Source organism: Nonomuraea dietziae, assembly GCF_014195505.1.
Taxonomy (GTDB): Bacteria; Actinomycetota; Actinomycetes; order Streptosporangiales; family Streptosporangiaceae; genus Nonomuraea; species Nonomuraea roseola.
This window is the reverse complement of the sequence record NZ_JACIBV010000001.1, coordinates 6975908-7000400: the sequence shown is the minus strand read 5'-3', so window position 1 is coordinate 7000400 and position 24493 is coordinate 6975908. Positions and strand designations below refer to the sequence as shown.

Here is a 24493-nt window from a genome sequence, read left to right as displayed (position 1 = left end):
CACCCCGATGGTTCATTCGGCCTACAACCCGACGCCCGCCACCACCCTCACCCCGATGGATCATTCGGCCTACAGCTCGACGCCTGCTTCAGCCTTCGCCTCGATGGTTCGTTTCGCCTTCAGTTCGAAGCCCCGCCGCGACCGTTCCGGGCCTACAGCTTGTCGCCTGCCTCGGCCTGCCTCGACGGCTCGCTTCCCTACAACTCGACGCTTCCCTGGCCTTCAGGAGGCGGCGGGGCGCCGTGCCGTCGCCCGGGATCGTCAGGCGGCCGTCGGCGACGGTCGCCTCCATTTCCTGCTCCCTGCCAGCACCGCCCGCAGCGTCGCAGGGTCGGTCCCGATCGTGTCAGCCCCGTCGTACGGCTGTCCGCGGCGCGTCTCCACCATCCTCCCCTCCTCCATCTGGACGGTGAACCGATCGCGCCCAGCCCGCCCTCGTAGACGGGTCCTGCCGTACCGCGCCGGGTTCTCAGGAGGCCGGGAGGTAGCGATGTTGGTGGGGCGCAGACGCGCAGGTGGGGATGGGGGTTTACATGGGGTCGAAGCGACCTATATTACGAATGGGACACATGGAGCCCCAGATTTCGCTGGTTTTTGCGTGACATGACCGTTGTGTGCAGACCAGAATGCGTGCTCGAACCAGCGTCTAAACCCCATCGGAGGACATCGTGCGCAGACAGCTCCAGGCACTCGCCTGCCTCGGAAGTCTGGCGGCATTGAGCACTCCGCTCGCCGCCGCGCATGCGGAGACCAAGCAGGACTCCTGTCGCGTGGTCGCGGCCAAGCCCTACCTCGACGCCAACGGCACGGTCAGGGGTGGCGCCACGCGGGCGGGCTGTGATGACCAGGCGCGGCTGCGCGTCCGCATTGTCCAGCTGCGTCCTGGTCCCGACCGCACCCTCAAGAGCGGGTCGAAGCTGATCGGCAACGGCAGCGTCGTCGCCGGGGTCCGGTGCACCGACGTGCCGAGGCGTCTCTACGTCACGGCGACGGACTACCGGGGCAACCAGCACCGCTCAGGTGTGGTCGCCCTGTCCTGCGACACCGCTCCGATCCCCGCCCCCACCCCCACGGCCACGCCCACCGCGACTCCTACGACGTCCGCGACCCCCACGCCGTCTCCTTCGGGTTCGCCCTCAGGTGGCTCGGCCGTGGAGGAGGAGGTCGTCAAGCTGACGAACGAGGCACGGGCCACGTCGGGGTGCAAGCCGCTCACCCACGACCCGAAGCTGCACGCCGCCGCCGAGGGCCACTCGGCCGACATGGCCGCCAAGGGCTACTTCGACCACACCTCCCCCGACGGCCGTAACCCGGGCGACCGCATCAAGGCCTCGGGCTTCTCGCCCATCAGCGCGTGGGGCGAGAACATCGCCAAGGGCCAGCGCACCGCGGCAGACGTGGTGCGCGGCTGGCTGAACAGCCCCGGGCACAAGGCCAACATCATGAACTGCAACTACACCCACATCGGGGTCGGCCACGACGCCAGGGGCCCGCTCTGGACCCAGGTCTTCGCCCGCCACTGATACCAACCGGCTGAAGCCAACCCGCCGAAGCCGACCCACCGAAACCAACCTGCCGAAGCCGACCCGCTGAAGCCGACCTGCCGAAGCCGACCCGCTGAAGCCGACCTGCCGAAGCCAGCCCGCCCCAGCGGGCCTACCGAAGCCGACCTGCCCAAGCGGACCTGCCGAAGCCAGCCCGCCCCAGCGGACCTGCCGAAGCCGACCTGCCAGAGCCAACCGCCGAAGCAGCCTCGCCGAAGCCAGCCCGCCCAAGCCGAACCCGCTGAAGCCAACTCGCGTCGGGTACCCCCAACCGCCCCCACCCGGCGCTCCCCCGCGGGCCCGTCCGCGCCTCCTCCTCCGCACGGAGAGCCGCAGGACGGGCCCGCCCCTCAGCTCCACCCGATTCACCAACCCACACATACGGCTCCACGAGTCAGCGCTCCGCCGAGGTAGTCTCCTGAGTCAGCGCCCCATCGGAGCCGTCTCCTGAGTCAGCGCCCCACCGGAGCCGTCTCGTGAGTTCCGGGAAGCCCGCGCCGCTCATACCGCCACCGGCTGGGCGTTGCCCTGTGCGAACTCCTCGAGGAAGGCCGCCTCGTCGAGGGTCTGCCTGCACCGCGCGATGACGCGGTCGACATCGCCCCGCTCGGCCGCCGGGAGCGGCCTGCCCACCGACTCGCGGGCCGCCGAGGCCGCCCCCAGCAGTCGCGCCGCACCCCGGTGGTCGCCCGCCAGCGACACCGCCCCCGCCATCCCCTCGAGGGCGAGCGCCAGTGCCCGGGGGTCGGAGGTCGCCGCCGCATGGGCGTGCCCCTCCCTGTGCAGCGCCAGCGCCTGCTCGGCGTCGCCACGCAGCTCGGCGATGAACCCCAGCTCGGCAAGCAGCAGCGCGGCCCCCGCCTCGCCCTCCATCTTCATGATCCAGTCGAGCCAGGTGCGCAGGTGCTTCTCCGCCGCCTCGAACCTGCCCTGCCGCCGCGCGCTGAGCGCCAGCCCGATCTCGGCGTACTGCTCGGCGTAGGGGTGCGCCTGCTCGGCCGCCAGCCGCCTGGCCCGTTCGTGCAGCTCGTCGGCCCTGGCGTAGTCGCCGGCCAGCAGCGCGATCCTGCCCAACCCCGACAGGCTGCGGGAGACCTCGAACCACAGCTCGAGCTCCTCGGCCATGGCCAGCGCCCGCCGGTGGAAGCCCTCGGCCCTTTCGTAGTCGCCGTCGATCTCGGCCAGCATGGCCAGCGGCTCGACCGCCTGGAGCACGCCCCAGTGGTCGCCCAGCTCCTCGAAGAGCCTGAGGCTGCGCCCGCCCTCGCGTTCGACGGCGGCGAAGTCGCCTCTGATGGTGGCCTGGAAGGCCCTGCCGGTGAGGGCCGCCGCGGTGCCCCAGCGGTCGCCGAGCTCCTCGAAGGTGGCGAGCGACCGGCTGAGCAACTCGGCGCTGGCCGACAGCTCGCCCTGGCCCCACTGGACGAAGCCGAGCAGCCACTGCGCCGTGGCCAGCTGCACGGCGTCGCCCTCCGCCTCGAGCACCGCGAGCGCGTTCCTGGCCTGGCCCACGACGTCGTCGCAGCCGCCCAGGCGGAGCGTGAGCCCCGCGTGCCAGATCTCGGCGACCGCCCTGAGGCTCCGCTTCGCCTCGCCTGGCACTGACAGCGCCGTGACCAGCGCTCTGCGGCCCTCGTCGAACCGGCATCGCAGCATGAGGTGCCAGGCCATCGCGCTGGCCAGGCGCAGCGCCGTGTCGGCCGCGCCCTGGTGGGCGGCGGTGTCGAGGGCGGTGCGGATGTTGGCGCTCTCGGCGTCGAGCATGGCCAGCCATCGCGACTGGCCCGCGACCCGCAGGTCGGCCCGCTCGGCCAGAGCCAGGTAGTGGTGGGCGTGGCGCAGCTTCACGCAGTGGAGCTCGCCCGCCTCGGCGAGACGTTCGACGCAGTAGGCGGCCACCGACTCGAGCAGGCGGTAGCGGATGCCGCTCGCCCCCGCGACGGTGACCACCAGCGAGCGGTCGACCAGCCTGGCCAGCAGGTCGAGCACGTCGGCGGGGCGCACACCCTCTCCTGAACAGACCGCCTCTGCCGCCTCCAGCGTGCAGCCGTCAGCATGGACGGCCAGGCGGCGCAGCACGACGCGCTCGGCCTCGGTCAGCAGCTCCCAGCTCCAGTCGATCATCGCGCGCAGCGTCTGCTGCCTGGCCGGAGCGTCGCGTCTGCCGCCGGCCAGCAGGCGGAACCTGTCGTCGAGGCGCTCGGCGAGCTGGGCGGGGCTGAGCACCCGCATGCGGGAGGCCGCCAGCTCCAGCGCCAGCGGGATGCCGTCGAGCCGCCTGCAGATCGCGGCGACGGCCTCGGCGTTGCCGTCGTCGAGGGTGAAGCCGGGCGCGGCGGCCGTCGCCCTCGCGGCGAAGAGCTGGACCGCGCTGGAGGCGGTCGGCTCTCCCGCGCCGTCGGGCAGGTCGAGTGGCTGGACGGCGAACAGCATCTCGCCCTCGATGGCCAGCGCCTCCTGGCTGGTGGCCAGGACGCGCAGCGAAGGGGCGGCGCGCAGCAGGAGCTCGGCGACGGCCGCCACCTGCTCGACCACGTGCTCGCAGTTGTCGAGCACCAGCAGCATCCGCTTGCCGCGCAGCACCTCGACCAGCCGCTCGTCCGCGCCCGCGCCCCGCCGTCCCGCCGCCCTGTCGTCGCGGACGCCCACGACGGCGGCGATGGCGTCGACCACGCAGCCTGCCGAGGGATGGGCGGCCAGCTCCACCAGATAGACCCCGTCGGGGCCCACCCCCTCGAGGCCGGCCGCCGCCTCGAGCGCCAGCCTGGTCTTGCCGACCCCGCCAGGCCCTGTCAGCGTGACCAGGCGGTGGGCGGCGACGAGCGAGCGCACCTCGGCCGCCGCCGCCTCCCTGCCGATCAGGCCGGTCATCGGCACGGGCAGGTTGGTGCGCGCCCTGGCGGGCGCGGGCGCGAGGGCGGGGTCCTGCTCCAGGATCGCCCTGTGCAGCGCGACCAGGTCGGGGCCCGGATCGACGCCGAGCTCCTCGCGCAGCCGGTCGCGCAGGTCGGCGTAGCTGTCGAGCGCCTCGCTCTGCCGCCCTGCCCCGTAGAGGGCGCGCAGGTGCGCCGCGCGCAGCCGCTCGCGCAGCGGATGGGCGGCCACCAGGTCGGCGAGCTCGGCCGCCAGCTGCCCGTGCTGGCCGAGCTCCAGCCTGGCCTCGGCGTGCTCCTCCAGCGCCACGAGCCGCTGTTCGGCCAGCCTGGCGATCACCGGCCTGACGAACTCCTCGTCGGCGACGTCGGCGTAGGGCGCGCCTCTCCACAGCTCGAGCGCCTCGGCCAGCAGCGCGCACCTCGCCGAGGGGTCGTCGCTCTCGCTCGCCCGCGCGACGAGCTCCTCGAACCTGTGGGTGTCGAGCGCGCCTGGATCCACCCGCAGCACGTAGCCCGAGGGGGCGAAGGCGAGCCGCTGCCTGCCGCCCGGCTCGGCCTCCTCCAGCACTCTGCGCAGCTGCGACACCTTGACCCGCAACGCGGCGGCCGGCTTGCCCGGCGGCGCGTCACCCCAGAGGTCGTCGATGAGGCGGTCGGCGGAGACCGGCCGCCCCGCGTGGGCGAGCAGGTCGGCCAGCAGGGCGCGCACCTTCGCCTCGGGTATGCGCAGCGACCTACCCTCCACCGACCAGACCGCCAGCGGGCCGAGCACCCCGAATCGCATGTCGCTCAAGCTAACAAAGGCCTCCGACAATTTCGCTGCCACCGTAAGCGCTCCCAAATCCATCCATAACCACCCGCCAGCAGAGTGCTGCCCATGAGTAAGAACACCGGCGGGTCATGGTCGGGGGCGCGGTCATGACCACTGCCTCCACAAGCCGCTGGGCGCTGCCCGTCCTGCTCGTCGCCGCGTTCGTCACCACGCTCGACTTCTTCGTCGCCAACGTCGCCCTGCCCGCCATCAGGGCCGACCTGGGCGCGGGAGAGTCGGCGACCCAGCTGGTGATCGCGGGCTACGGCCTGGCCTACGCGGCGGGCGTCATCGTCGCGGGAAGGCTCGGCGACATCCACGGTCCTCGCAGGATCTTCGTCATCGGCCTCACCCTGTTCACGCTGGCGTCCGCGGCCTGCGGCCTGGCGCCGGACCCCGTGTTCCTGGTCTCGGCGCGCGTGCTGCAGGGCTGCGCGGCGGCGCTCATGGCGCCGCAGGTGCTGACGCTGCTCACGGCTATCTACTCAGGCCCCGAGCGGGCCAGGGCCTTCGGCTGGTACGGCACGGCGGTCGGCCTCGCGGGCGTCGGCGGCCAGGCGATCGGCGGCGCCGTGGTCGCGCTCGATCTCGCGGGCCTCGGATGGCGCGCCTGCTTCCTCATCAACGTCCCGGTCGGCCTGCTCGCCCTGGCCTTCGTCCACCGCCTCGTCCCCGACGCGGGAAGGACCGCCGGCCCCGGCGGGCGTTCCGCGGGCAGGCTCGACGTCCTGAGCGCCGCCCTTCTCGCCGCCGCCCTCGTGGCGGTCGTCTTCCCTCTCGCCCACGGCAGGCAGGCGGGCTGGCCCGCATGGGCGTGGGCGTCGCTGGCGGCCTCGGTCCCGCTCGTGACCGCCTTCGTCGCCAGGCAGCGGCGGCTGGAGGAGCCCCTTCTCGACCTGGGCGTCTTCCGCCAGCGCAGGTTCGTGACCGGCCTCGCCGCCGTGGCGCTGCTGTTCGGCGGCTCGTCGGGGCTGTCGTTCGTGCTGGCCCTCTACCTCCAGGACGGGCGCGGGCTCGGCCCGCTCGCCTCGGGCGCGGTGTTCACGGCCGTCAACGCCGGCTTCCTGGCCGCCTCTTTCGGCGCTCGGCGCGCCGCCGGCGAACGCCTGGGCGGGCGGCTCCCCTTCGCGGGCTCGCTGGCGCTGGCCGCCGGGCTGCTGTGGACCTTCATGGCGGTGGGCGGCGCGCCGGGCGCCCTGGTTCCCGGGCTGCTCCTGGCGGGGGCCGGGATGGGGCTGGTGATGTCGCCGCTGCTGTCCATGGTCCTCGCCTCCGTACGGCAGGCGCACGCGGGCGCGGCGGCGGGCGTGCTCGGCACGGTGCAGGAGGTCGGCGGCGTGCTGGGCGTCACGGTCGTCGGGCCCGTCGTCTTCGGCGTGCTCGACGCCGCCGACTGGACGGGCGCGGCGCGGGCCGGGCTCGCGGTGCTGGTGATCGCGGCGCTGGCGGCCTCGGTGCTGGTCTGGCGGCTGGCGCGGACGGGGGACGCCGTCCGTGACGGCGAGCGGCCACGCGCCCCCGAGGAGCGTCCCCTGGACGGGGGCGCGCCGGTGGCCGCGCAGGCGGGCGGGGCGGCGTGCCGTACGGGCGGGAGGACGGAGAGCGGCGCGCAGCTGGTGGACGCGGCCCGGTGACCACGCGGGCCGGAGGAACAAGGCGGGGCGCCCCGGACCGCGGGGCGCCCCTGAGGGATCAGCCCTCGGCCTTGAGCCAGCTCATCATCGGGCGCAGCTTGGCGCCGGTCTTCTCGATCGGGTGCTCGGCCAGCTCCTCGCGGTAGCGGGTGAACTCCTTCTGCCCGCCCTCGAACTCCTCGACCAGCTGGCGAGCGAAGGTGCCGTCCTGGATCTCGGCCAGGATGCGCTTCATCTCCTTCTTCGTCTCCTCGGTGACGACGCGCGGGCCGCGGGTGTAGCCGCCGTACTCGGCGGTGTCGGACACCGACCAGTACATCTTGGAGACGCCGCCCTCGTACATGAGGTCGACGATCAGCTTCATCTCGTGCAGGCACTCGAAGTAGGCGACCTCGGGCTGGTAACCGGCCTCGATCAGCGTCTCGAAACCGGCCTTGATCAGCTCGGACACGCCACCGCAGAGGACCGCCTGCTCACCGAACAGGTCGGTCTCGGTCTCCTCGGTGAAGGTGGTCTTCAGCGCGCCCGCGCGGGTGCCGCCGATGCCCTTGGCGTAGGACAGGGCCAGGTCCTGGGCCGTGCCCGAGGCGTCCTTCTCGACCGCGATGAGGCACGGCACGCCGCGACCCGCCTGGTACTGGCGGCGGACCAGGTGGCCGGGGCCCTTGGGGGCGACCATGGCGACGTCGACGCCCTCGGGCGCCTCGATGAGGCCGTAGCGGATGTTGAGGCCGTGGCCGAAGAAGAGCGCGTCGCCCTCCTGCAGGTTCGGCTGGATGTCCTTCTCGTAGATGCCGCGCTGGAGGTGGTCGGGCGCGAGGATCATGATCAGGTCGGCCTCGGCGGCGGCCTCGGCGGGGGTGACGACACGCAGGCCCTCGGCCTCGGCCAGCTCACGGCTCTTGGAGGTCTCGGGCAGGCCCACGCGGACGTCCACACCGGAGTCGCGCAGGGACAGAGCGTGGGCGTGGCCCTGGCTGCCGTACCCGATGACGGCCACGACCCGCCCCTGGATGATCGACAGGTCGGCGTGGTCGTCGTAGAAGATCTCGGTCACTTACATAAACCTTTCAGGCGGTACGGTCCAGTGCCCTGAGGGACCGGTCGGTAATGGAACGGGCTCCGCGGCCGATGGCCACCATGCCCGACTGGACGAGCTCCTTGATGCCGAAAGGCTCCAGCACCTTGATGAAGGCCTCGAGCTTGTCCGGCGTGCCGGTGACCTCGATGGTCACCGCGTCGGACGCCACGTCCACGCAGCGGGCCCTGAAGAGCTGGACCAGTTCGAGGACGTGCGAGCGGCTGTCGGCGTCGGCCTTCACCTTGATCAGCATCAGCTCGCGCTGCACCGACTGCGAGGTGTCGAGCTCGACGATCTTCAGGACGTTCACCAGCTTGTTGAGCTGCTTGGTGACCTGCTCGAGCGGGAGCTCCTCGACGCTGACGACGATGGTCATGCGGGAGATGTCGGCGTGCTCGGTCGGCCCGACCGCCAGCGAGTCGATGTTGAACCCGCGCCGGCTGAACAGCGAGGAGACCCGGGCGAGGACACCCGGCTTGTTCTCCACGAGCACCGACAGAGTGTGCTTGCTCATTCTTCGCTCTCCCACTTCGGCGCCATGTCCCGGGCGATCTTGATGTCGTCGTTGCTGGTCCCCGCGGCGACCATCGGCCACACCATGGCGTCCTGGTGGACCACGAAGTCGACGACCACGGGACGGTCGTTGATCTCCATGGCCTCCTTGATGACCGCGTCGACGTCCTCGGGCCGCTCGCAGCGCAGGCCCGCACAACCATAGGCCTCGGCCAGCTTGACGAAGTCGGGGATCCTGAGTTTCGCCTGCAGGTTGGTGTTGGAGTAGCGCTGGTCGTAGAAGAGCGTCTGCCACTGCCTGACCATGCCGAGGTTGCCGTTGTTGATGATCGCGATCTTGACGGGCACGCCCTCGATCGCGCAGGTGGCCAGCTCCTGGTTGGTCATCTGGAAGCAGCCGTCGCCGTCGATCGCCCACACCGTGGCGTCGGGGCGGCCCATCTTGGCGCCCATCGCGGCGGGGACGGCGAAGCCCATCGTGCCGAGACCGCCCGAGTTGATGAACGTGCCGGGGTTCTCGTAGTCGATGAACTGCGCGGCCCACATCTGGTGCTGGCCGACGCCCGCGACGAAGTAGGTGTCGGGTCCCGCGATGGCGCTCAGCCGCTCCATGACGTACTGCGGGGCCAGCGAGCCGTCGGAGAACTCCTCGTAGCCGAGCGGGTAGGTCTCCTTGTAGCCGTTGAGCGTCTTCCACCAGTCGGTGTACTCGCCCTTGCGGGGCTCGGCCTCGACCGCGTTGATCATCTCGGCGATGACCTCGCGGCAGTCGCCGACGATCGGCACGTCCGCGTGGCGGTTCTTGGAGATCTCGGCGGGGTCGATGTCCGCGTGGACGATCTTGGCGTAGGGGGCGAAGCTGGCCAGCTGGCCGGTGACCCTGTCGTCGAACCGCACGCCCAGCCCGATGATCAGGTCGGCCTGCTGGAGCGCGCCGACCGCCGAGACGCTGCCGTGCATGCCGGGCATGCCCATGTGCTGGGGGTGGCTGTCGGGGAAGGTGCCGCGGGCCATCAGCGTGGTGACGACGGGGATGCCGGTCAGCTCGGCCAGCCTCATCAGCTCACCCGACGCGCCCGACTTGTGGACACCGCCGCCGACGTAGAGGACGGGCCGCTTCGACTCGACGATGAGCTTGGCCGCCTCGCGGATCTGCTTGGAGTGCGGCCTGGTGACGGGGCGGTAGCCGGGCAGCTGCATGACAGGCGGCCAGACAAAGGTGGTGTCGGCCTGCAGCGCGTCCTTGGAGATGTCGACCAGAACGGGGCCTGGACGGCCGGTGGAGGCGATGTGGAAGGCCTCGGCGATCGTGCGGGGGATCTCGGCGGCGTCGGTGACCAGGAAGCTGTGCTTGGTGATCGGCATGGTGATGCCGGAGATGTCGGCCTCCTGGAAGGCGTCCGTGCCGATCAGGCTGCTCGTCACCTGCCCGGTGATCGCCACGATCGGCACAGAGTCCATGTAGGCGTCGGCGATGGGGGTCACCAGGTTCGTCGCGCCAGGGCCGCTGGTCGCCATGCACACCCCGACCTTGCCCGTCGCCTGGGCGTATCCCTCAGCGGCGTGACCGGCACCCTGCTCGTGCCGTACAAGCACGTGACGAACCTTGGTCGAGTCGTAGAGGGGATCGTAGGCGGGAAGGATGGCGCCGCCAGGGATCCCGAACACGGTGTCGACTCCGACGTGCTCCAGTGCCCTCACGAGGGCCTGTGCACCTGTCATCCGTTCGGTCATCGCTCGTTCCTTGCGTGGCTTTGAGCACTGAGGACATAAAAAATGCCCCTCTCCCACGGATCTGTGGGACTCGGGGCGGCGCGCAGGTCGAAGTGCTTCGCTTAACGGCCTGCGCGCCGGCGAAGTACTACGAGAATCTCACTGCGAAGCATGGGGTCCACCATAGCCGCTCCCGGGCAGTGCATGTCAACCTGGTGAAACGCGAGTCTCACGATCCGAGACTGGTCAGGTTGGTCCGCATGAGGGAGTCGACCCCGCGCGCCGCCATCGGCCTGGCCACCAGGTAGCCCTGACCTCGGGTGCAGCCCATCTCTCTCAGCAGCTCGAGCTGCTCGGGCCGCTCGATGCCCTCGGCCACCACGATCAGCCCGAGATCGCCGCCGAGCCGCACGATGGTGCGGGTGAGCAGCGTGAGCGTCTCGTCGCGTCCGAGCCCTGAGACGAACGACGGATCTATCTTGATCATGTCCACGGGGAGCTGCCGGAGGAACGCCAGCGAGGCGTAGCCGGTGCCGAAGTCGTCGATGGCCAGCCGTACGCCGAGGGAGCGCAGCTCCGACAGCCTGCTGATCGTCTCCTCGGCGTCCTCGACCAGCATCTCCTCGATCACCTCGAGGGTGAGCGCCGAGGCGGGAAGGCCGCTCTCCTCCAGCGCCTCGGCGACCGTCTCGACGAACCTGGGCGCGGTGATCTGCCTGGCCGACAGGTTGAGCGAGAGCCCGATGTCCCAGGAGGAGGCGCGCCATGCGGCCACCTCGCGGCAGGCCTCGCGCAGGATCCACTCGCTCAGCGGCACGATCAGCCCGGTGTCCTCGGCGGGGCCGAGGAACTGCTCAGGCGGCACGAACACCGAGCCGCGCCACCACCGCACCAGCGCCTCGACCGCGGTCACCCGCGAGGTGGCCAGGTCGACGACGGGCTGGTACTCGATGGCAAACTGGTTCTCCATGAGCGCCCGCTGCAGGTCGGCGGCCAGCTCCAGCCTGCGCACCACGTCGGCGTGCATGTGCGCGGCGAACACCTCGACCCTGCGGCCGCCGAGCTCCTTGGCCCTGGCCATCGCCACGTCGGCGTTGCGGATCAGGTCGCCGGCGGGGACGCCGTCCTCGGCGAAGGCCACGCCCACGCTGGCCGTCAGCGCCACGTCGCGGTCGGCCACCCTGAACGGCTCCTGCGAGACCGCCCGCACCAGCCGCTCGGCGACGTCGACCGCCACCTGGGCGGCCTCCGGCCCTGTCTCCACCAGCACGGCGAACTCGTCGCCGCCCCAGCGCGCCAGCGTGTCGTCGGGCCGTACGGCCCCGCGAAGCCGCCTGGCGGCCTGCCCGAGGAGGTAGTCGCCGCTGGCGTGGCCCACCGAGTCGTTGACCGAGGTGAAACCGTCGAGGTCCAGGAAGATGACCGCGGTGCGCCCGGACAGCCTGCCCTCGAGCACCTCGCGGGTGCGCTCCTCGAAGTAGGAGCGGTTGGGCAGCCCGGTGACGCCGTCGTGGAAGGTCAGGTGCGCGACCTGGTTGCGCAGCGCCTCCTGGTCGCTGATGTCGCGCGTGGTGACGAGCAGCAGTTCCTCGCCGCGGACGTGGCGGGTGGCCACCGACTCGGTCGGCCGCCAGGTGCCGTCGGCGGCCCTGACCCTGCAGGCGATCAGGCAGGCGCCGGGCGCGACGGGGTCCTCGTCGAGGCCCATCTGGCGCAGCGCGAGCTGGATGCCCGGCACGTCCTCGGGGTGGATGTAGTCGAAGATCGAGCCGCCGACCAGCTCGTCGGGGTGGTAGCCGTAGGTCACCTCCACCCCGCTGCCGATCTCGTGGACCACGCCCTCGTAGTCGCACAGCAGGACCACGTCGCCCGTGCTCTCGGCCAGCTCTCTCAGCTGGCGGTCGCCCAGTGACACCAGGTGGCGCATGCGGGCGTTGGCGGTGATCAGCACGAACACGCGGATGACCAGGATGACCACCACGGAGGCGGCGACCAGCGCGACGCCCGTCACCGGCCTGCCGTGCAGGTTGACGACCAGCGCGCCGGCGGCGATCACCACCAGGACGAGCGGCACCGCGGAGATCAGGGTGGCGGTCACGTGGCCCGCGCGCGGCCTGGACTCCTCGGGGCTCGCGTGGACGACCCTGCTCGTCCTGCCGCTCCAGGGCAGGGCGGCGAGCAGGAGGAAGGCGACGGGCGCCAGCAGCAGGCTCCACCTCGGCGGATCGACGCCGCCGAGCCTCGCCACCGCCGCGGCCAGCTCGCCCGTCGAGGCGGCGGCCAGGACGGCGAAGCCGGCCAGGCCAAGCGGCCGGATCGGCGATCTGGCCGTGATGACCACGGGGCCGACCGCGCAGGTCACCATGAGGCTGACCAGCGCGGGCAACAGCACGATCATGAAGGTCGACGAGTCGCCGACGTCGGCGTAGAGCGGTCTGAGCGCGACCACCCAGCTGATCAGGAACAGGGCGGCGGCGCACAGGTAGGCGTCGGTGAGATGGCGCAGCACGGCGCGGGCGTGCAGGGGCCTGCCCGCCGCCAGCACGCATCCGCCGGCCAGCAGCACGATCGACACGAGCACGAGCAGGTCGGCGAAGTTGACCACCAGGCTGGAGCCCTCGGCGACGGGACGCAGCACCACGCCGAGGAGCCAGACGACCGCGCCCGAGCCGAGCCAGCGCGCGGCCGGCCGGTGCGCGGGCGCCGTCCTGACCGAGGCGAGCAGGAGCGAGAGCGCGGCAAGCAGCGCGGCGATCCCGCCCGCGACCGCTCCGGTCGCCAGGGCCGGCGCGCCCGCGAGGAGCGCAGCGGCGAGCCCCGCCACGCCTGTCGCGGCTGCGACGGCGAGCGGCGCCCGTGGATCACGCCAGCGGATCAATGTCGTTGCCCATCCCGTGTCGAGTCAGCTCACGTGACTGCCGGAGGTCGGCAGTCGCACATCGCCAGTGTGTGCGCTCCGGGGTACGCGGGTGGTGACAACCCGGGAGTCGTCACCGATCTGATAACCATGAGGACCACTTCACTCGAAGATCTCCTTGACAACGGGTCAGCGATTGCTGTCGTGGTTTCCTCGATGACGCCCACCGTACGCACCGAAGGTCACGGGGCAGACACGTTCCGGATTCCCTTTGTCCGTACTGACGGGAAACGCGCGGCGCTCCCACCTGCGCGTTTCCCGTCAGTACGACTCGGTGATCACGTTGTTCAGCGGCTCGCCGGCCAGATAGCGCAGCAGCTGGGAGCGGATCAGCCGCAGTGACCTGCGGGTGGAGGCCGGCGTGCTGCCTGCCACGTGCGGGGTGATGAGCACTCCTGGCGCGTTCCACAACGGGTGTCCCTCGGGCAGCGGCTCGGGGTCACTCACGTCGAGGGCGGCGCGCAGCCGTCCCGAGTCGAGCTCGGCCACCAGCGCGTCGGTGACGACCACCGCGCCCCTGGCGGCGTTGACCAGCAGCGCGCCGTCCTTCATCCTCGCCAGGAAGGCCGCGTCGACCATGCCCGTCGTCTCGGAGGTGGCGGGCACGAGCAGCACCACGACGTCGGCCTCGGGCAGCAGTCCTTCGAGCTCCTCCATCGGGTGGACGCCCTCGCGAGCCGTCCTGGCCACCCTTACCACCTCGACCTCGAACCCCTCGAGCCTGCGTTCGAGGGCGGCGCCGATGGAGCCGTACCCGACGATCAGCACCTTCGCGTCGGCCAGCACACCGGTGTGGTGGTAGGTCCACTCCCCCCTGCGCTGGGCGTCGACGAAGCCGGGGAACTCCCTCAGCACCGCGATCATCGCGCCGACCGCCCACTCGGCGGTTCCCGCGTCGTGCACGCCGCGGGCGTTGCACAGTGTCACTCCGTGCGGCAGGTGCGGCCGGTACGGCTCCACGCCCGCGGTCACGGTCTGCACCAGCTTCAGCCGCTTCATCGCCGCCATCAACCCGGGGATGTCGGGAACGGGGATCAGCGGCGGGATCCACACCTCGACCTCGTCGGCTCCGTCGGGGGCAGGACCCCTGCCGTCGTAGACGACGCACTCGACGTCGGGCAGGTCGGTCAGCACGTCGGCAGCCGCCTCGGAGGGCACCCAGATCTTCATACGCCGAACTTTATGGGCAGAGGGTCAGTATGGGACACATGAGGGTCTGGCTTGTGATCATGATGATGGTGGTCGCGACCGTGGGGTGCGCGGCGGCGCCCGCGGAGGTCGGTGGTGGCGCGAACCCCGCGGGCACGGCTCGGCCCGCGACCACGCCGGGTGGTCCCCGCACCGTCGCCGAGGGGTTGTCGGTGCCGTGGGCGATCGCCTTCACCGAGGGCGGCGACGCGCTGGTGACCGAGCGCGACAGCGCGAGGCTGCTGAGGGTGACGGCCGCGGGGCGGGTCACCTCGCTGGGGGAGGTCGAAGGCGTCGAGCCCGACGGCGAGGGCGGCCTGATGGGCGTGGCCGTGCGGGGTGAGCAGGTCTTCCTCTACTACACCGCCGCCTCGGACAACAGGATCGTCCGTTACCGCCTGTCCGGTGACAAGCTCTCGGACAGGAAGGTGATCGTCGAGGGCATCCCGAAGGGCGGCATCCACAACGGCGGCAGGCTCGCCTTCGGCCCCGACGGCTTCCTCTACGCCACGACGGGCGAGACCGGCGAGAGTCGGCTGGCCCAGGACCGCGACTCGCTGGCGGGCAAGATCCTGAGGATGACCACCGACGGCGCGCCCGCGCCTGGCAACCCTTTCGGCTCCCTCGTCCACAGCTACGGTCACCGCAACGTGCAGGGCCTGGCGTGGGACGCCTCCGGGCGGCTGTACGCCTCGGAGTTCGGCGCCAACTCCTTCGACGAGGTCAACCTCATCAAGCCCGGAGGCAACTACGGCTGGCCCGAGGTGGAGGGCGTCGGCGACGACTCCCGCTACGTCGACCCGATCGTCACGTGGAGCACCTCGGAGGCCTCCCCCTCGGGCATGGCGTACGCGGAGGGCTCGCTGTGGGTGGGCGCGCTGCGGGGCGAGCGGCTGTGGCAGGTGCCGCTCGACGCCGACGGCTCGGCGGGCCGTCCCGCCGACCGTCTCCAGGGGGAGCACGGCAGGCTGCGCGCGGTCACCCTCGCCCCCGACGGGTCGCTCTGGGTCGGCACGAGCAACAAGGACGGCAGGGGCGACGCCCGTCAGGGCGACGACCGGATCATGTCGGTGCCCGTCGGCTGACTACTCGAGGTCGTCGGAGGGCGGCTTCACGCAGGTGATGAGCTTCTCCATGCGGTAGGTCGTGGTCTTCCTCTCCCGCCTGACCTCCGCGCCCTCGTCGGTGATCACGCGGGTCACGTCGATCGTGAACCCCTCGTGTCCCTCGGTCGGCTTGCAGTCGGGGCTGTCGTCCTGCTCACGGACCACCGGCACGACGTTCCTCTTCGGCCCCGTGATCGACTCGACCTTGTCGTAGCGCTTGGTGCTCCACAGCGTCACGGTGATCGACGAGCCCGTGTAGGAGGTCTTGACCAGCACGCCGTACTCGGAGTCGTTCTTCCACTTCAGGTCCACCGTGGGCCAGAAGACCGTGGCCTCGCGTCCCGGGGGGTAGCGGGAGATCCAGAACATGTGCGCCAGGTGCTCGACGTCCTGGAATCCGCCGAAGTAGGCCGCGTTGTACATCGTGGTCGCGAACTGTGAGACGCCGCCGCCGACGCCGTCCTCCATCTTGCCCGCGACGATCTGCCCGGCGGGCAGGTAGCCCTTGGCGGCGGTGCGCTCGCCCACGAGGCCGTTGATGGAGAAGGTCTCTCCTGGCTTGACGATGTGGCCGTCGACCGCGTCGGCCATCAGGTGGATGTTGGTCACCCTGTTCTGGCAGCAGGGGTGCTGGGTGGTGAAGGAGGCGACCTTCTCCTTGATGCCCATCTGGCGCAGCTCGCTGTCCGTCAGCCGCGGCGCGACGACCGCCAGCTCCACGGGGATCGTACGGCTGCCGCCCGACTGCAGCGCCTTGGCCACGTCCGTGGCGAGCCTCTTGTCGTCCACGCCCTTGCCCTTGCGCGCGGAGATGAGCTTGAGCTTGTCGCCGACCACGTCGTAGGTGGCGTCGCGCGGCGCCTGGGCGGCGTCGATCAGCTGGCTCTCGATGCCGCTCAGCGCCTTCCTGGCGTCGAAGCGGGGCTCGAGCCCGCCCTCTCCGTCGGAGACGAAGGTGAGGTTGGCGGCGATGACGGCGACGGGGATCTGCGCCTGCTTGCCGTCCCTGGTCAGGGTGATCGGCGCGGACACCGCCTCGGCGGCGGTGGCGGCGGCCGCCTTGACCGCGGCGGGCGTGGTCTTGGGCTGGTCGACCTTGACGGGGAGGGACACGGTCTCACGCGACTTGAGGAAGCCCTCGCTGATCAGCTTGACCGCGGCCTCCTGGTCGAGGACGACGCCGTCGCGCGGGGTCACCGAGACGGGCTGGGTCCCCTTGAAGGCGACGCGTCCCTCTCTGGCCTTCTGGTCGACCTTGGCGGCCAGCGTCTCGACGGTCCTGGCGAGCTGGGCGGACTCCACGGAGACCTTCGGGTCGATCTCGGTCGTGCCCGTCAGCGCCCGCCACACCTCGACGGGGTTGGGGAAGCCGCTGGGCGCCTGCTCGATCGTGCCGACGACGTCGAGCTCGACGCCCGCCTCGTCGGACTCGATGGTCTCCTTGCGGCCGTTCACCTCGACGGCGAGCGGCAGCTCGACCTTGGGAGCCAGTTCGTCCCTGAGCCTGTCGGCCGCCTCGGTCACGGTGAGGCCGCCGATGTCGACGCCGCCGACCTTGGTGCCGCGCAGCACGGAGCCCGACATGACCACCGCGGGGACGACGTAGGCCAGCACCACCAGCACGCCCAGCACGACGGCGATCGTGGGAAGCAGGCGGCGTCCCTGCCGCTGCCGCGGGGGCGGCGGCTCCGAAGGCCCGTCCTGGTGGCCGAAGGCGGGAGGGGGAGGCGGCGGCGCGTCGTGGCGCTGCGTCTCGTTCATGGGCCACGGCTGGGGCGTGTGCGCCACGGGCGGCAGTGCGCCGGGCCCGACAGGGGCCGGCCCACGCTGGGCTCCCGGGCCGTAGATGTCGGGTGAGACGCCAGGCGGCAGCCCGCCCATTCTGGGCTTCCTGCCGTTACCCGGAGGTGGCGTGGGCACCGAGGCGAACGGGTCGGTCGGTGGATCGATCGGTCGGGCGTTCGCCACGCCTCAAACTCCTCCCCATCGCTGCTCTCCCACAGGAAACAGTAAGGCACTCCTGGTGCGATATGTACCTTGAATCAGGACATCCAGCGGTAACGGTGTTCGGGGCGGCCCGTCGTGCCGTACCTGGGCCTGAGCTCGGCCCGGCCGGCCGCGCACAGGTATTCGAGGTAGCGGCGGGCGCTGACCCGCGACAGCCCGGTCAGCGTGGCGGCCTCGGTGGCCGAGAGATCGCCGGCCGCCTGGCGCAGCGCGTCGGCGACGAGGGCGCACGTGGCCGAGGACAGGCCCTTGGGCAGGGGCGCCCTGACCACGCCGAAGAGGCGGTCGATGTCGTCCTGCCGTACCTCGGGACCGATGGTGGTGAGCTGCCTGCGGGTGTCGGCGTACTGCGTGAGCCGCTCGGCCAGCGCGGCGGCGGTGAAGGGCTTGATCAGGTAGCTGATCGCGCCGCCGCGCATGGCCTCCCTGACCGTGGGCAGGTCGCGGGCCGCGCTGATCATGAGGACGTCCACGCCGCGCAGCCTGTTCAGCACCTCGAGCCCCGACATGTCAGGCAGGTAGATGTCGAGCAGCACCAGATCGGGGCGCTGCTCGGCCACCGCCTCCAGGGCGGCGGCGCCGGTGTGGGCGGTGCCGACGACCTCGAAGCCCGGCACCTTGGCCACGTAGCCGCTGTGGATGCGGGCCACCATGAAGTCGTCGTCGACGACGAGCACGCGGAAGGTCATGGCAGCAACGCCGTGAACACGGCGCCCCCCGCGTTGTGGACGCGCACCCAGCCGCCCCTGCGCATGCACGCCTGCCTGGTGAGCGCCAGCCCGAGCCCGCGCGGCCCCGAGTGCGCCGCCTTGGTGGTGAACCCCTCCCTGAACACCTCTTCGACCAGGTCGGGGGTGATGCCGGGGCCGGAGTCGCCGACCCGCACGCTCAGCCCCTCCTCCGTCGCGCGTACCGAGACCTCGATCGTGCCCTGCGCGCCGTCGAGCGCGTCGAGGGCGTTGGCGACCAGGTTGCCGACCACGAGCACGGCGTCCTGCGGGTCGTCGATCACGCCCTCGGGAACACACGTGTCGTCGGACAGCACCAGGGTCGCCCCGCGCTCGGCGGCCTCCGCCGACTTGGCCAGCAGCAGCGCGGCCAGCGTGGGGTCGGCGACCCGGTCGCGGATGCCTGTCGCGTAGGTGTTGCGGGTGGTCCTGGTGATGAAGCTGACCGCGGCGTCGTGCTCGCCCAGCTCCAGCAGGCCGACCACGGTGTGCATGCGGTTGGCGAACTCGTGGGCCTGGGCGCGCAGCGCCTCGGTGGTGGAGCTGGCCGAGTCGAGCTCGCGGGCCAGCCGTACCAGCTCGGTGCGGTCGCGCAGGGTGATCACCCAGCCGCGCTGCTTCCCGCGCACGGACACGGGGGTGCGGTTGAGCACCAGCACCCGCTCGCCCTGCAGAACGATCCTGTCCTCGCCGGGGTCGGCCCCGCTCAGCACGTCGCGCATGCGCTCGGAGACCGGCATCGCGGTCAGGTCGGCGCCGACCCCGCCGAGCAGCTCGCGGGCGGCGTCGTTGACCAGCGTCACCCTGCCCTCCATGTCGAGGGCGAGCAGGCCCTCCTTGACCCCGTGCAGCACGCCCTCGCGCTGCTCCAGCAGTTTGGCGATCTCTCCCGGCTCGAGGCCGAAGGTCTGCCTGCGCACCCTGCGCACGATGAGCGCGGCCGCCGCCGAGCCCGCCACCAGGACGGCGAGCGCCGTGTAGAGCAGGGGTGCCAGCACCGCCCCCACCTGGGCGTCGACCTTCTCCACGAGCACGCCGACCGAGGTGAGGCCGATGACGGTGCCGTACTCGTCGTAGATCGGCGCCTTGCCCCTGACGGTGGTGCCGATCGTCCCCGTCTGCACGCCGACCCACTTCTGCCCCGTCAGCAACACCTTCGAGCCGTCGGTGGACAGCCGCTTGCCGATGAGCGAGGGATTGGGGTGGGCGTAGCGCTTCTGCTCCCTGTTGGCGATCACCACGTAGTCGGCGCCGGTCTCCAGCTGCACGCCCGCCGCGATGGGCTGCAGGAGAGCGGCCGGATCCTGGACGGCGAAGGCGGCGCGCACCTGAGGCATCCCCGCCACCGCCTCGGCGATCGCCAGCGCCCGCTGCTGGTACTGCGAATCGAGCTGGGTGCGGGTGTGCTGGGCCCACACGACAGCGGTGCCGCTGACGGCGAGGACGACGATCACCATCTGCAGCACGAAGAGTTGCGTGCCGAGTCTCACACGGCCCATGGAAGCATCAGGAGGTCACGCGGGGGTCGCGACCAATATGACCTTTACGACGGCAAACGCGTAAACACTCGACGTGGGGGGATGTCCGTTTCACCATCCAGTATTCGAGATTGTGACCCCCCGCTTTGGAGTGATCATGCAACTCCGCATACTTGCCACAATTGCCGCCCTCTCCATCGCGGCCCTGACCGGCTGCGGCGACCAGGGCACGGGCGGCAGTGGCGGAACAAGCGCGCTGCGCATCATGGCGCCCGCGGCGGTCGGCGGCGGCTGGGACCAGACCTCCCGTACGGCCGAGCAGGCGCTCAAGTCCGTCGACCCACAGCGCAAGGTCGAGGTCTTCAACGTGCCCGGCGCCGGCGGCACGATCGGCCTGGCCCAGCTCGCGGGTGAGAAGGGCAACGGCAACATGCTCATGACCATGGGCCTGGTCATGGTCGGCGCGATCGAGCAGAACAAGTCCAAGGTCACGCTGGCGGACACCACGCCCATCGCCAAGCTGACCGAGGAGTACGAGATCGTCGTCGTGCCCGCCGACTCGCCGCTGAAGACGCTGGCCGACCTGGTCGCGGCGTGGAAGGCCGACCCCGCCAAGGTGTCGGTCGCGGGCGGCTCTGCCGGAGGCACCGACCACATCCTGGCCGGGCTGATGGCCAAGGCAGGCGGCGTCGACCCCAAGCAGGTCAACTACATCGCCCACTCGGGTGGCGGAGAGGCGCTCAACGCGCTGCTCGGCAACAAGGTCACCATCGGCGTCTCGGGCGTCGGCGAGTTCGCCGAGCACGTGAAGTCCGGCAAGCTGCGGGCGCTGGGCGTCTCCTCGCCCTCCCGCATCGACTCGGTGGACGCGCCCACGCTGAAGGAGGGCGGCCTCAACGTCGAGCTGGCCAACTGGCGCGGGTTCGTCGCGCCCGGCGGGCTGAGCGACGCCGACAAGAAGTCGCTGACCGACCTGGTGACCAAGATGCACGACTCGCAGGCGTGGAAGGACGCGGTGGCCAAGAACGGCTGGATCGACGCCTTCCAGACCGGCCAGCAGTTCACCGACTACCTGAACGCCGAGCAGGCGCGCGTCAAGGCGGTCATCGCCGAGATGGGGCTCGTTTCCTGATGTCCTCGCCGTACGATGACGGCGCCGCTCCCGGCGGCGCCGTCCCTCCACCCGCAGGCGGCCCGTCCGCGGGCAGCCCAGGAGAGGCGAAGCGGCACGCCTGGTGGCGGCCCGAGCTCGGCCTCTCCCTGGTCGTCTTCGTCCTGGGCGTGCTCGTCATCGTCGGCACTCTCGACGTCAGCGCCGCCAGCTCGGCGCTCGGCCTCGGCCCGAGGTTCTTCCCGATCCTGGTCGGGAGCGCCCTCATCGTCATCGGCGCCTTCTACACCCTCGACGTCCTGCGCGGCGGCAGGGGCGACCCCGAGGAGAGCGAGGACATCGACGCCGACGCCCCCGCGGACTGGAGGAGTGTCGGCCTGGTCAGCGGCGTCTTCCTGGCCTTCACCGCGCTGCTCACCACCCTCGGCTGGATCGTCGCCTCCTCGCTGCTCTTCTTCGGCCTGTCCGTCACCCTGGGCGCCGACAACAAGGTCAAGGCCGCGATCGTGGCCGTGGTCCTCGGCGTGGTCACCTACGTGGCCTTCGTCAGGGGCCTCGGCGTCACCCTGCCGGGCGGCCTCCTGCAGGGGGTGATCTGAGTGGAGTCGTTCCAGCTGCTCCTCGAGGGCTTCAGCACCGCGCTGACCCCCGTCAACCTGCTGTACGCGCTCGTCGGCGTCACGCTCGGCACGCTGGTCGGCGTCCTGCCAGGCATCGGCCCCGCCATGACCGTCGCCCTGCTGCTGCCGATCACCTTCACCGTGCCTCCCGCCAGCGCGTTCATCATGTTCGCCGGCATCTACTACGGCGGCATGTACGGCGGGTCCACCACCTCCATCCTGCTCAACACGCCCGGCGAGTCGTCCTCGATGATCACGGCGCTCGAGGGCAACAAGATGGCCAGGAGGGGCAGGGCGGCCCAGGCTCTCGCGACGGCCGCCATCGGCTCGTTCGTGGCGGGCACGATCGCCACGGCGCTGCTGGTCGTCGCCGCTCCGCTGGTGGTCGACTTCGCGATCTCCTTCGGCCCCGAAGACTATTTCGCGCTGGCGATCCTGGCCTTCACCGCGATCTCCTCCGTGCTGTCGCGCTCGATGGTCCGCGGCCTGGCCTCCCTCGGCCTCGGCCTGGTCATCGGCCTGGTCGGCATCGACGAGCAGACCGGGCAGGCCCGCCTCACCCTCGGCATCGATCAGCTGCTCGACGGCATCGACGTGGTGGTCGTCGCGGTCGGCCTGTTCGCGCTGGGCGAGGCGCTCTACGTCGCCTCCAGGCTGCGTCACGCCACCCCCGAGGTGGTCCCCGTGGGCGCGGCGTGGATGGGCCGCTCGGACTGGGGCCGCTCGTGGAAGCCGTGGCTGCGCGGCACCGCGTTCGGCTTCCCCTTCGGCGCGCTGCCAGGCGGAGGCGCCGAGATCCCCACCTTCCTGTCCTACGCCACGGAGAAGAAGCTCGCCAAGGGCGTGGCCAAGGAGGAGTACGGCAAAGGCGCCATCGAGGGGGTGGCGGGCCCCGAGGCCGCCAACAACGCCTCGGCGGCCGGCACGCTGGTGCCGCTGCTCACGCTCGGCCTGCCCACCTCCGCCACCGCCGCGATCATGCTGGCCGCCTTCCAGCAGTACGGCCTGCAGCCGGGTCCCCAGCTGTTCGACCACAACCCCGCCCTGGTGTGGGGCATGATCGCCTCTCTGTTCATCGGCAACGCGATGCTGCTGGTGCTGAACCTGCCGCTGGCCCCGCTATGGGCGAGGGTCCTGCGCATCCCGAGGCCCTACCTCTACGCGGGCATCGTCATGTTCGCCGCGCTGGGCGTCTACGCGCTGAAGAGCTCGATCGTGGACCTCGTGGTGCTGTTCGTGCTGGGCCTGCTCGGTTACGCCATGCGCCGCTTCGGCCTGCCGATCGCCCCCGCGGTGATCGGCATGATCCTCGGCCCGATGGCCGAGATCCAGCTGCGCCGCGCGCTGGCGATCGGCGCGGGTGACGTGACGGTCCTGGTGAAGAGCCCGATCGCGGCCACCCTGCTCGCCCTGGCGGCTCTCGCCCTGCTGACGCCGCTGTTCAGGCGGCTGTGGGCACGGCGTCACGTCGAAGCGGTCACACCTGGGTCACGGGTGGAGTAAAGGGAGGTCCGCCAGGGCATCTCCCCTGTGGTTCTTGGGACAAGACGTCGAGGCCCCGCCGGCCCGTCCAGCCGGCGGGGCCCCGTGGCGTCCGGACCGCTTCGTCAGCGGATCCCCGAGGGGAAGGCCACCGAGCCGTCACGACTCCGGACGGTCACCGTCCCGCCGTCGCAGCTCACCCGCGCCCTTCCCGGCACGATCACCGTCAGCAGCGACCTGGCGGCGGGCGAGGTGATCGTGACGGTCTTGACCCGCTTGAGGTAGCCGGGCGAGATCTCCCCCACGCCCTCCCGCTGACCGCCGATCCGGCGGCACGTGGGCATCTCGAACTGGACCAGCGTGGGCCGCTGCCCTGGAGCCAGGTGCCACAGGTTGCGCAGCCGGTGGCCTTCGGGCACCTCGTCCAGGACGGCGAGCACGTCCGTGCCGTGGTTGACCAGCACCTTCCTGGTACGGCTCACGCCGTACGCGTCGTCGGTGAGCTCGTAGGTCTGCCTCGTAGGGGTGATGGAGGAGCCGGTGAGGCGCGTCGCCGTACCCGGGCGGAAGGCGGCGCCCTCGACCACGGGCACGTTGTGCGCCTCGGGCGTGACGGTCCAGCGGGGGTAGGCCGCCCTCTCGTAGGAGTGGAAGCCTGCCTCCACCAGCACGTCGCGCCCCTTGGCCTGGTAGGTGACGCTCAGGTGGTCCTCGTGGCCGTGGTAGCGGCGCGGCGGGCCGAACCTGATCGAGTAGAAGGCGGCCTCGCGCGACCAGTCGCTCCTGCCGAAGACGTAGCCGCCGTCGAACACCCCGACCGTGGAGTCAGGACGGCGGAAGCCGCTGGGACGCATGTCGGCGGGGCCGTCCCCGATGGCGGTGAGGCGGCCGTCGGGCTGGATGGCGTGCCCCACGTACGACTCGAGCGCCCTCCGCCTGGTGGACAGCTCCTTCGGGATGCGCAGACCGCACTCCTTCATGGCGGCGAAGGCGACGCCCAGCCGCTGGTGGACGTAGACGCCGTAGCGCGGGGCCTGCTCCTGCAGGGTGCCCTGCCCGTCGATGGCGCGCCTGGCCGACTCCGTCATCCTGCGCAGCGCGAGGTCGCGCCACTTCGCCACGTCGAGCCTGCAGCCGATGCCCAGCAGCGCGATGTCCTGGTCGAGGCCGTGGTTGTGGCCGCCCTCGTAGAGCGAGGCGTCGGCCAGGACCTCGGCGTGCTCGACCAGCGTGTCCGACAGCCATTCGGCCTTCACATGGGTGCTGAGGCAGACCAGCGCGGGGGCGCGCAGGGCGATGGGATGCTCGGCCCACGCCCACTCGCTGATCCCCGCCCCGCCGCGGGGGTTGTCGCGCACCCAGTCATGGGCGGTCCCCTCCGCGCGTCTGAGCGCGTCAGCGGCGCCCGTGGTCTCGTAGGCGACGACGAGGCGGCCGACCCAGCGCAACGCGTGCAGGTTCAGCGCCCAGGAGCGGTTGCGGTAGGGGTCCATCCGCCAGTCGACGTCCACGCCGAGTTCCACGGGCGGCAGGCCGACGAAGGAGATGGGCCCTCGCATCACGTCGGCGGCGGCGAACTGGGTCCTGTCGCACATCGGCCGTCCTCTCGCCGCCGCCAGGCTGGGTTCGTCCGGCCTGACCAGGCAGCCGACCGCGAGCACGCAAAGAATGATCAACACGAGCG

16 protein-coding genes are annotated in these 24493 nt (G+C 71.3%); 6 read left to right on the top strand and 10 right to left on the bottom strand.

Annotated features, from left to right (window positions below; all coding sequences use genetic code 11):
* Window positions 1–716 precede the first annotated feature (716 nt).
* Window positions 717–1523, top strand: coding sequence for a CAP domain-containing protein (locus FHR33_RS50785; RefSeq protein ID WP_183656252.1), 807 nt, complete (start codon window positions 717–719; stop codon window positions 1521–1523).
* Between the two features lie 522 nt (window positions 1524–2045).
* Here the strand turns inward: FHR33_RS50785 and FHR33_RS33375 are convergent.
* Complete coding sequence (locus tag FHR33_RS33375) at window positions 2046–5204, bottom strand: AfsR/SARP family transcriptional regulator (RefSeq protein ID WP_183656250.1); 3159 nt, start codon at window positions 5202–5204, stop codon at window positions 2046–2048.
* A 134-nt stretch (window positions 5205–5338) separates the two neighbouring features.
* On the opposite strand from FHR33_RS33375, the gene FHR33_RS33370 reads away from it, so the two are divergent.
* The gene (locus tag FHR33_RS33370; RefSeq protein ID WP_183656249.1) at window positions 5339–6865 is read left to right on the top strand and encodes an MFS transporter; all 1527 of its coding nucleotides are present in this window, start codon (window positions 5339–5341) and stop codon (window positions 6863–6865) included.
* A 58-nt stretch (window positions 6866–6923) separates the two neighbouring features.
* Here the strand turns inward: FHR33_RS33370 and ilvC are convergent, their stop codons facing one another.
* The 5 genes from ilvC to FHR33_RS33345 all read right to left on the bottom strand — a co-directional run bounded on the left by ilvC (window position 6924) and on the right by FHR33_RS33345 (window position 14259).
* A complete protein-coding gene (gene ilvC / locus FHR33_RS33365; RefSeq protein ID WP_512700090.1) occupies window positions 6924–7922 on the bottom strand; it encodes a ketol-acid reductoisomerase in 999 nt (332 codons plus the stop codon).
* A 13-nt stretch (window positions 7923–7935) separates the two neighbouring features.
* Entirely contained in the window at window positions 7936–8460 is a 525-nt protein-coding gene (gene ilvN, locus FHR33_RS33360) for an acetolactate synthase small subunit (protein WP_183656248.1), read from the bottom strand.
* Window positions 8457–10193 (bottom strand): acetolactate synthase large subunit, encoded by a 1737-nt coding sequence (locus FHR33_RS33355; RefSeq protein ID WP_183656239.1) that lies wholly within the window; start codon window positions 10191–10193, stop codon window positions 8457–8459. Before FHR33_RS33355 ends, ilvN begins: the two co-directional genes overlap by 4 nt.
* A 208-nt stretch (window positions 10194–10401) precedes the next feature.
* A complete protein-coding gene (locus tag FHR33_RS33350) occupies window positions 10402–13047 on the bottom strand; it encodes a putative bifunctional diguanylate cyclase/phosphodiesterase (RefSeq protein ID WP_376773303.1) in 2646 nt (881 codons plus the stop codon).
* A 303-nt stretch (window positions 13048–13350) separates the two neighbouring features.
* Window positions 13351–14259, bottom strand: coding sequence for a 2-hydroxyacid dehydrogenase (locus FHR33_RS33345; RefSeq protein ID WP_183656237.1), 909 nt, complete (start codon window positions 14257–14259; stop codon window positions 13351–13353).
* A gap of 38 nt (window positions 14260–14297) precedes the next feature.
* Here FHR33_RS33345 and FHR33_RS33340 point away from each other — a divergent pair, with 38 nt between their 5' ends.
* Window positions 14298–15362 carry a PQQ-dependent sugar dehydrogenase gene (locus tag FHR33_RS33340; RefSeq protein WP_246452256.1) on the top strand — a complete coding sequence of 355 codons (1065 nt, stop codon included), beginning with the start codon at window positions 14298–14300 and terminating at the stop codon, window positions 15360–15362.
* Here the strand turns inward: FHR33_RS33340 and FHR33_RS33335 are convergent, their stop codons facing one another.
* The 3 genes from FHR33_RS33335 to FHR33_RS33325 form a co-directional block, all read right to left on the bottom strand.
* Window positions 15363–17351: a VanW family protein gene (locus FHR33_RS33335; RefSeq protein ID WP_183656231.1), complete on the bottom strand. Its 1989-nt coding sequence runs from the start codon at window positions 17349–17351 to the stop codon at window positions 15363–15365.
* A 74-nt stretch (window positions 17352–17425) separates the two neighbouring features.
* Window positions 17426–18079: a response regulator gene (locus tag FHR33_RS33330; RefSeq protein ID WP_183656228.1), complete on the bottom strand. Its 654-nt coding sequence runs from the start codon at window positions 18077–18079 to the stop codon at window positions 17426–17428.
* Window positions 18076–19617 carry an ATP-binding protein gene (locus FHR33_RS33325; protein ID WP_183656225.1) on the bottom strand — a complete coding sequence of 514 codons (1542 nt, stop codon included), beginning with the start codon at window positions 19615–19617 and terminating at the stop codon, window positions 18076–18078. The genes FHR33_RS33330 and FHR33_RS33325 overlap by 4 nt, the downstream gene beginning before the upstream one ends.
* 136 nt (window positions 19618–19753) lie before the next feature.
* Here FHR33_RS33325 and FHR33_RS33320 point away from each other — a divergent pair, with 136 nt between their 5' ends.
* From FHR33_RS33320 to FHR33_RS33310, 3 genes are read left to right on the top strand one after another with little or no spacing between them, the layout of a single operon-like run.
* Entirely contained in the window at window positions 19754–20728 is a 975-nt protein-coding gene (locus FHR33_RS33320) for a Bug family tripartite tricarboxylate transporter substrate binding protein (RefSeq protein ID WP_183656222.1), read from the top strand.
* The gene (locus tag FHR33_RS33315) at window positions 20728–21306 is read left to right on the top strand and encodes a tripartite tricarboxylate transporter TctB family protein (RefSeq protein WP_183656219.1); all 579 of its coding nucleotides are present in this window, start codon (window positions 20728–20730) and stop codon (window positions 21304–21306) included. Before FHR33_RS33320 ends, FHR33_RS33315 begins: the two co-directional genes overlap by 1 nt.
* Window positions 21307–22830 carry a tripartite tricarboxylate transporter permease gene (locus tag FHR33_RS33310; protein ID WP_183656216.1) on the top strand — a complete coding sequence of 508 codons (1524 nt, stop codon included), beginning with the start codon at window positions 21307–21309 and terminating at the stop codon, window positions 22828–22830.
* Between the two features lie 104 nt (window positions 22831–22934).
* On the opposite strand, the gene FHR33_RS33305 is transcribed toward FHR33_RS33310, so the two are convergent.
* Complete coding sequence (locus FHR33_RS33305; protein WP_312895832.1) at window positions 22935–24488, bottom strand: heparinase II/III domain-containing protein; 1554 nt, start codon at window positions 24486–24488, stop codon at window positions 22935–22937.
* Between the last annotated feature and the right edge of the window lie 5 nt (window positions 24489–24493).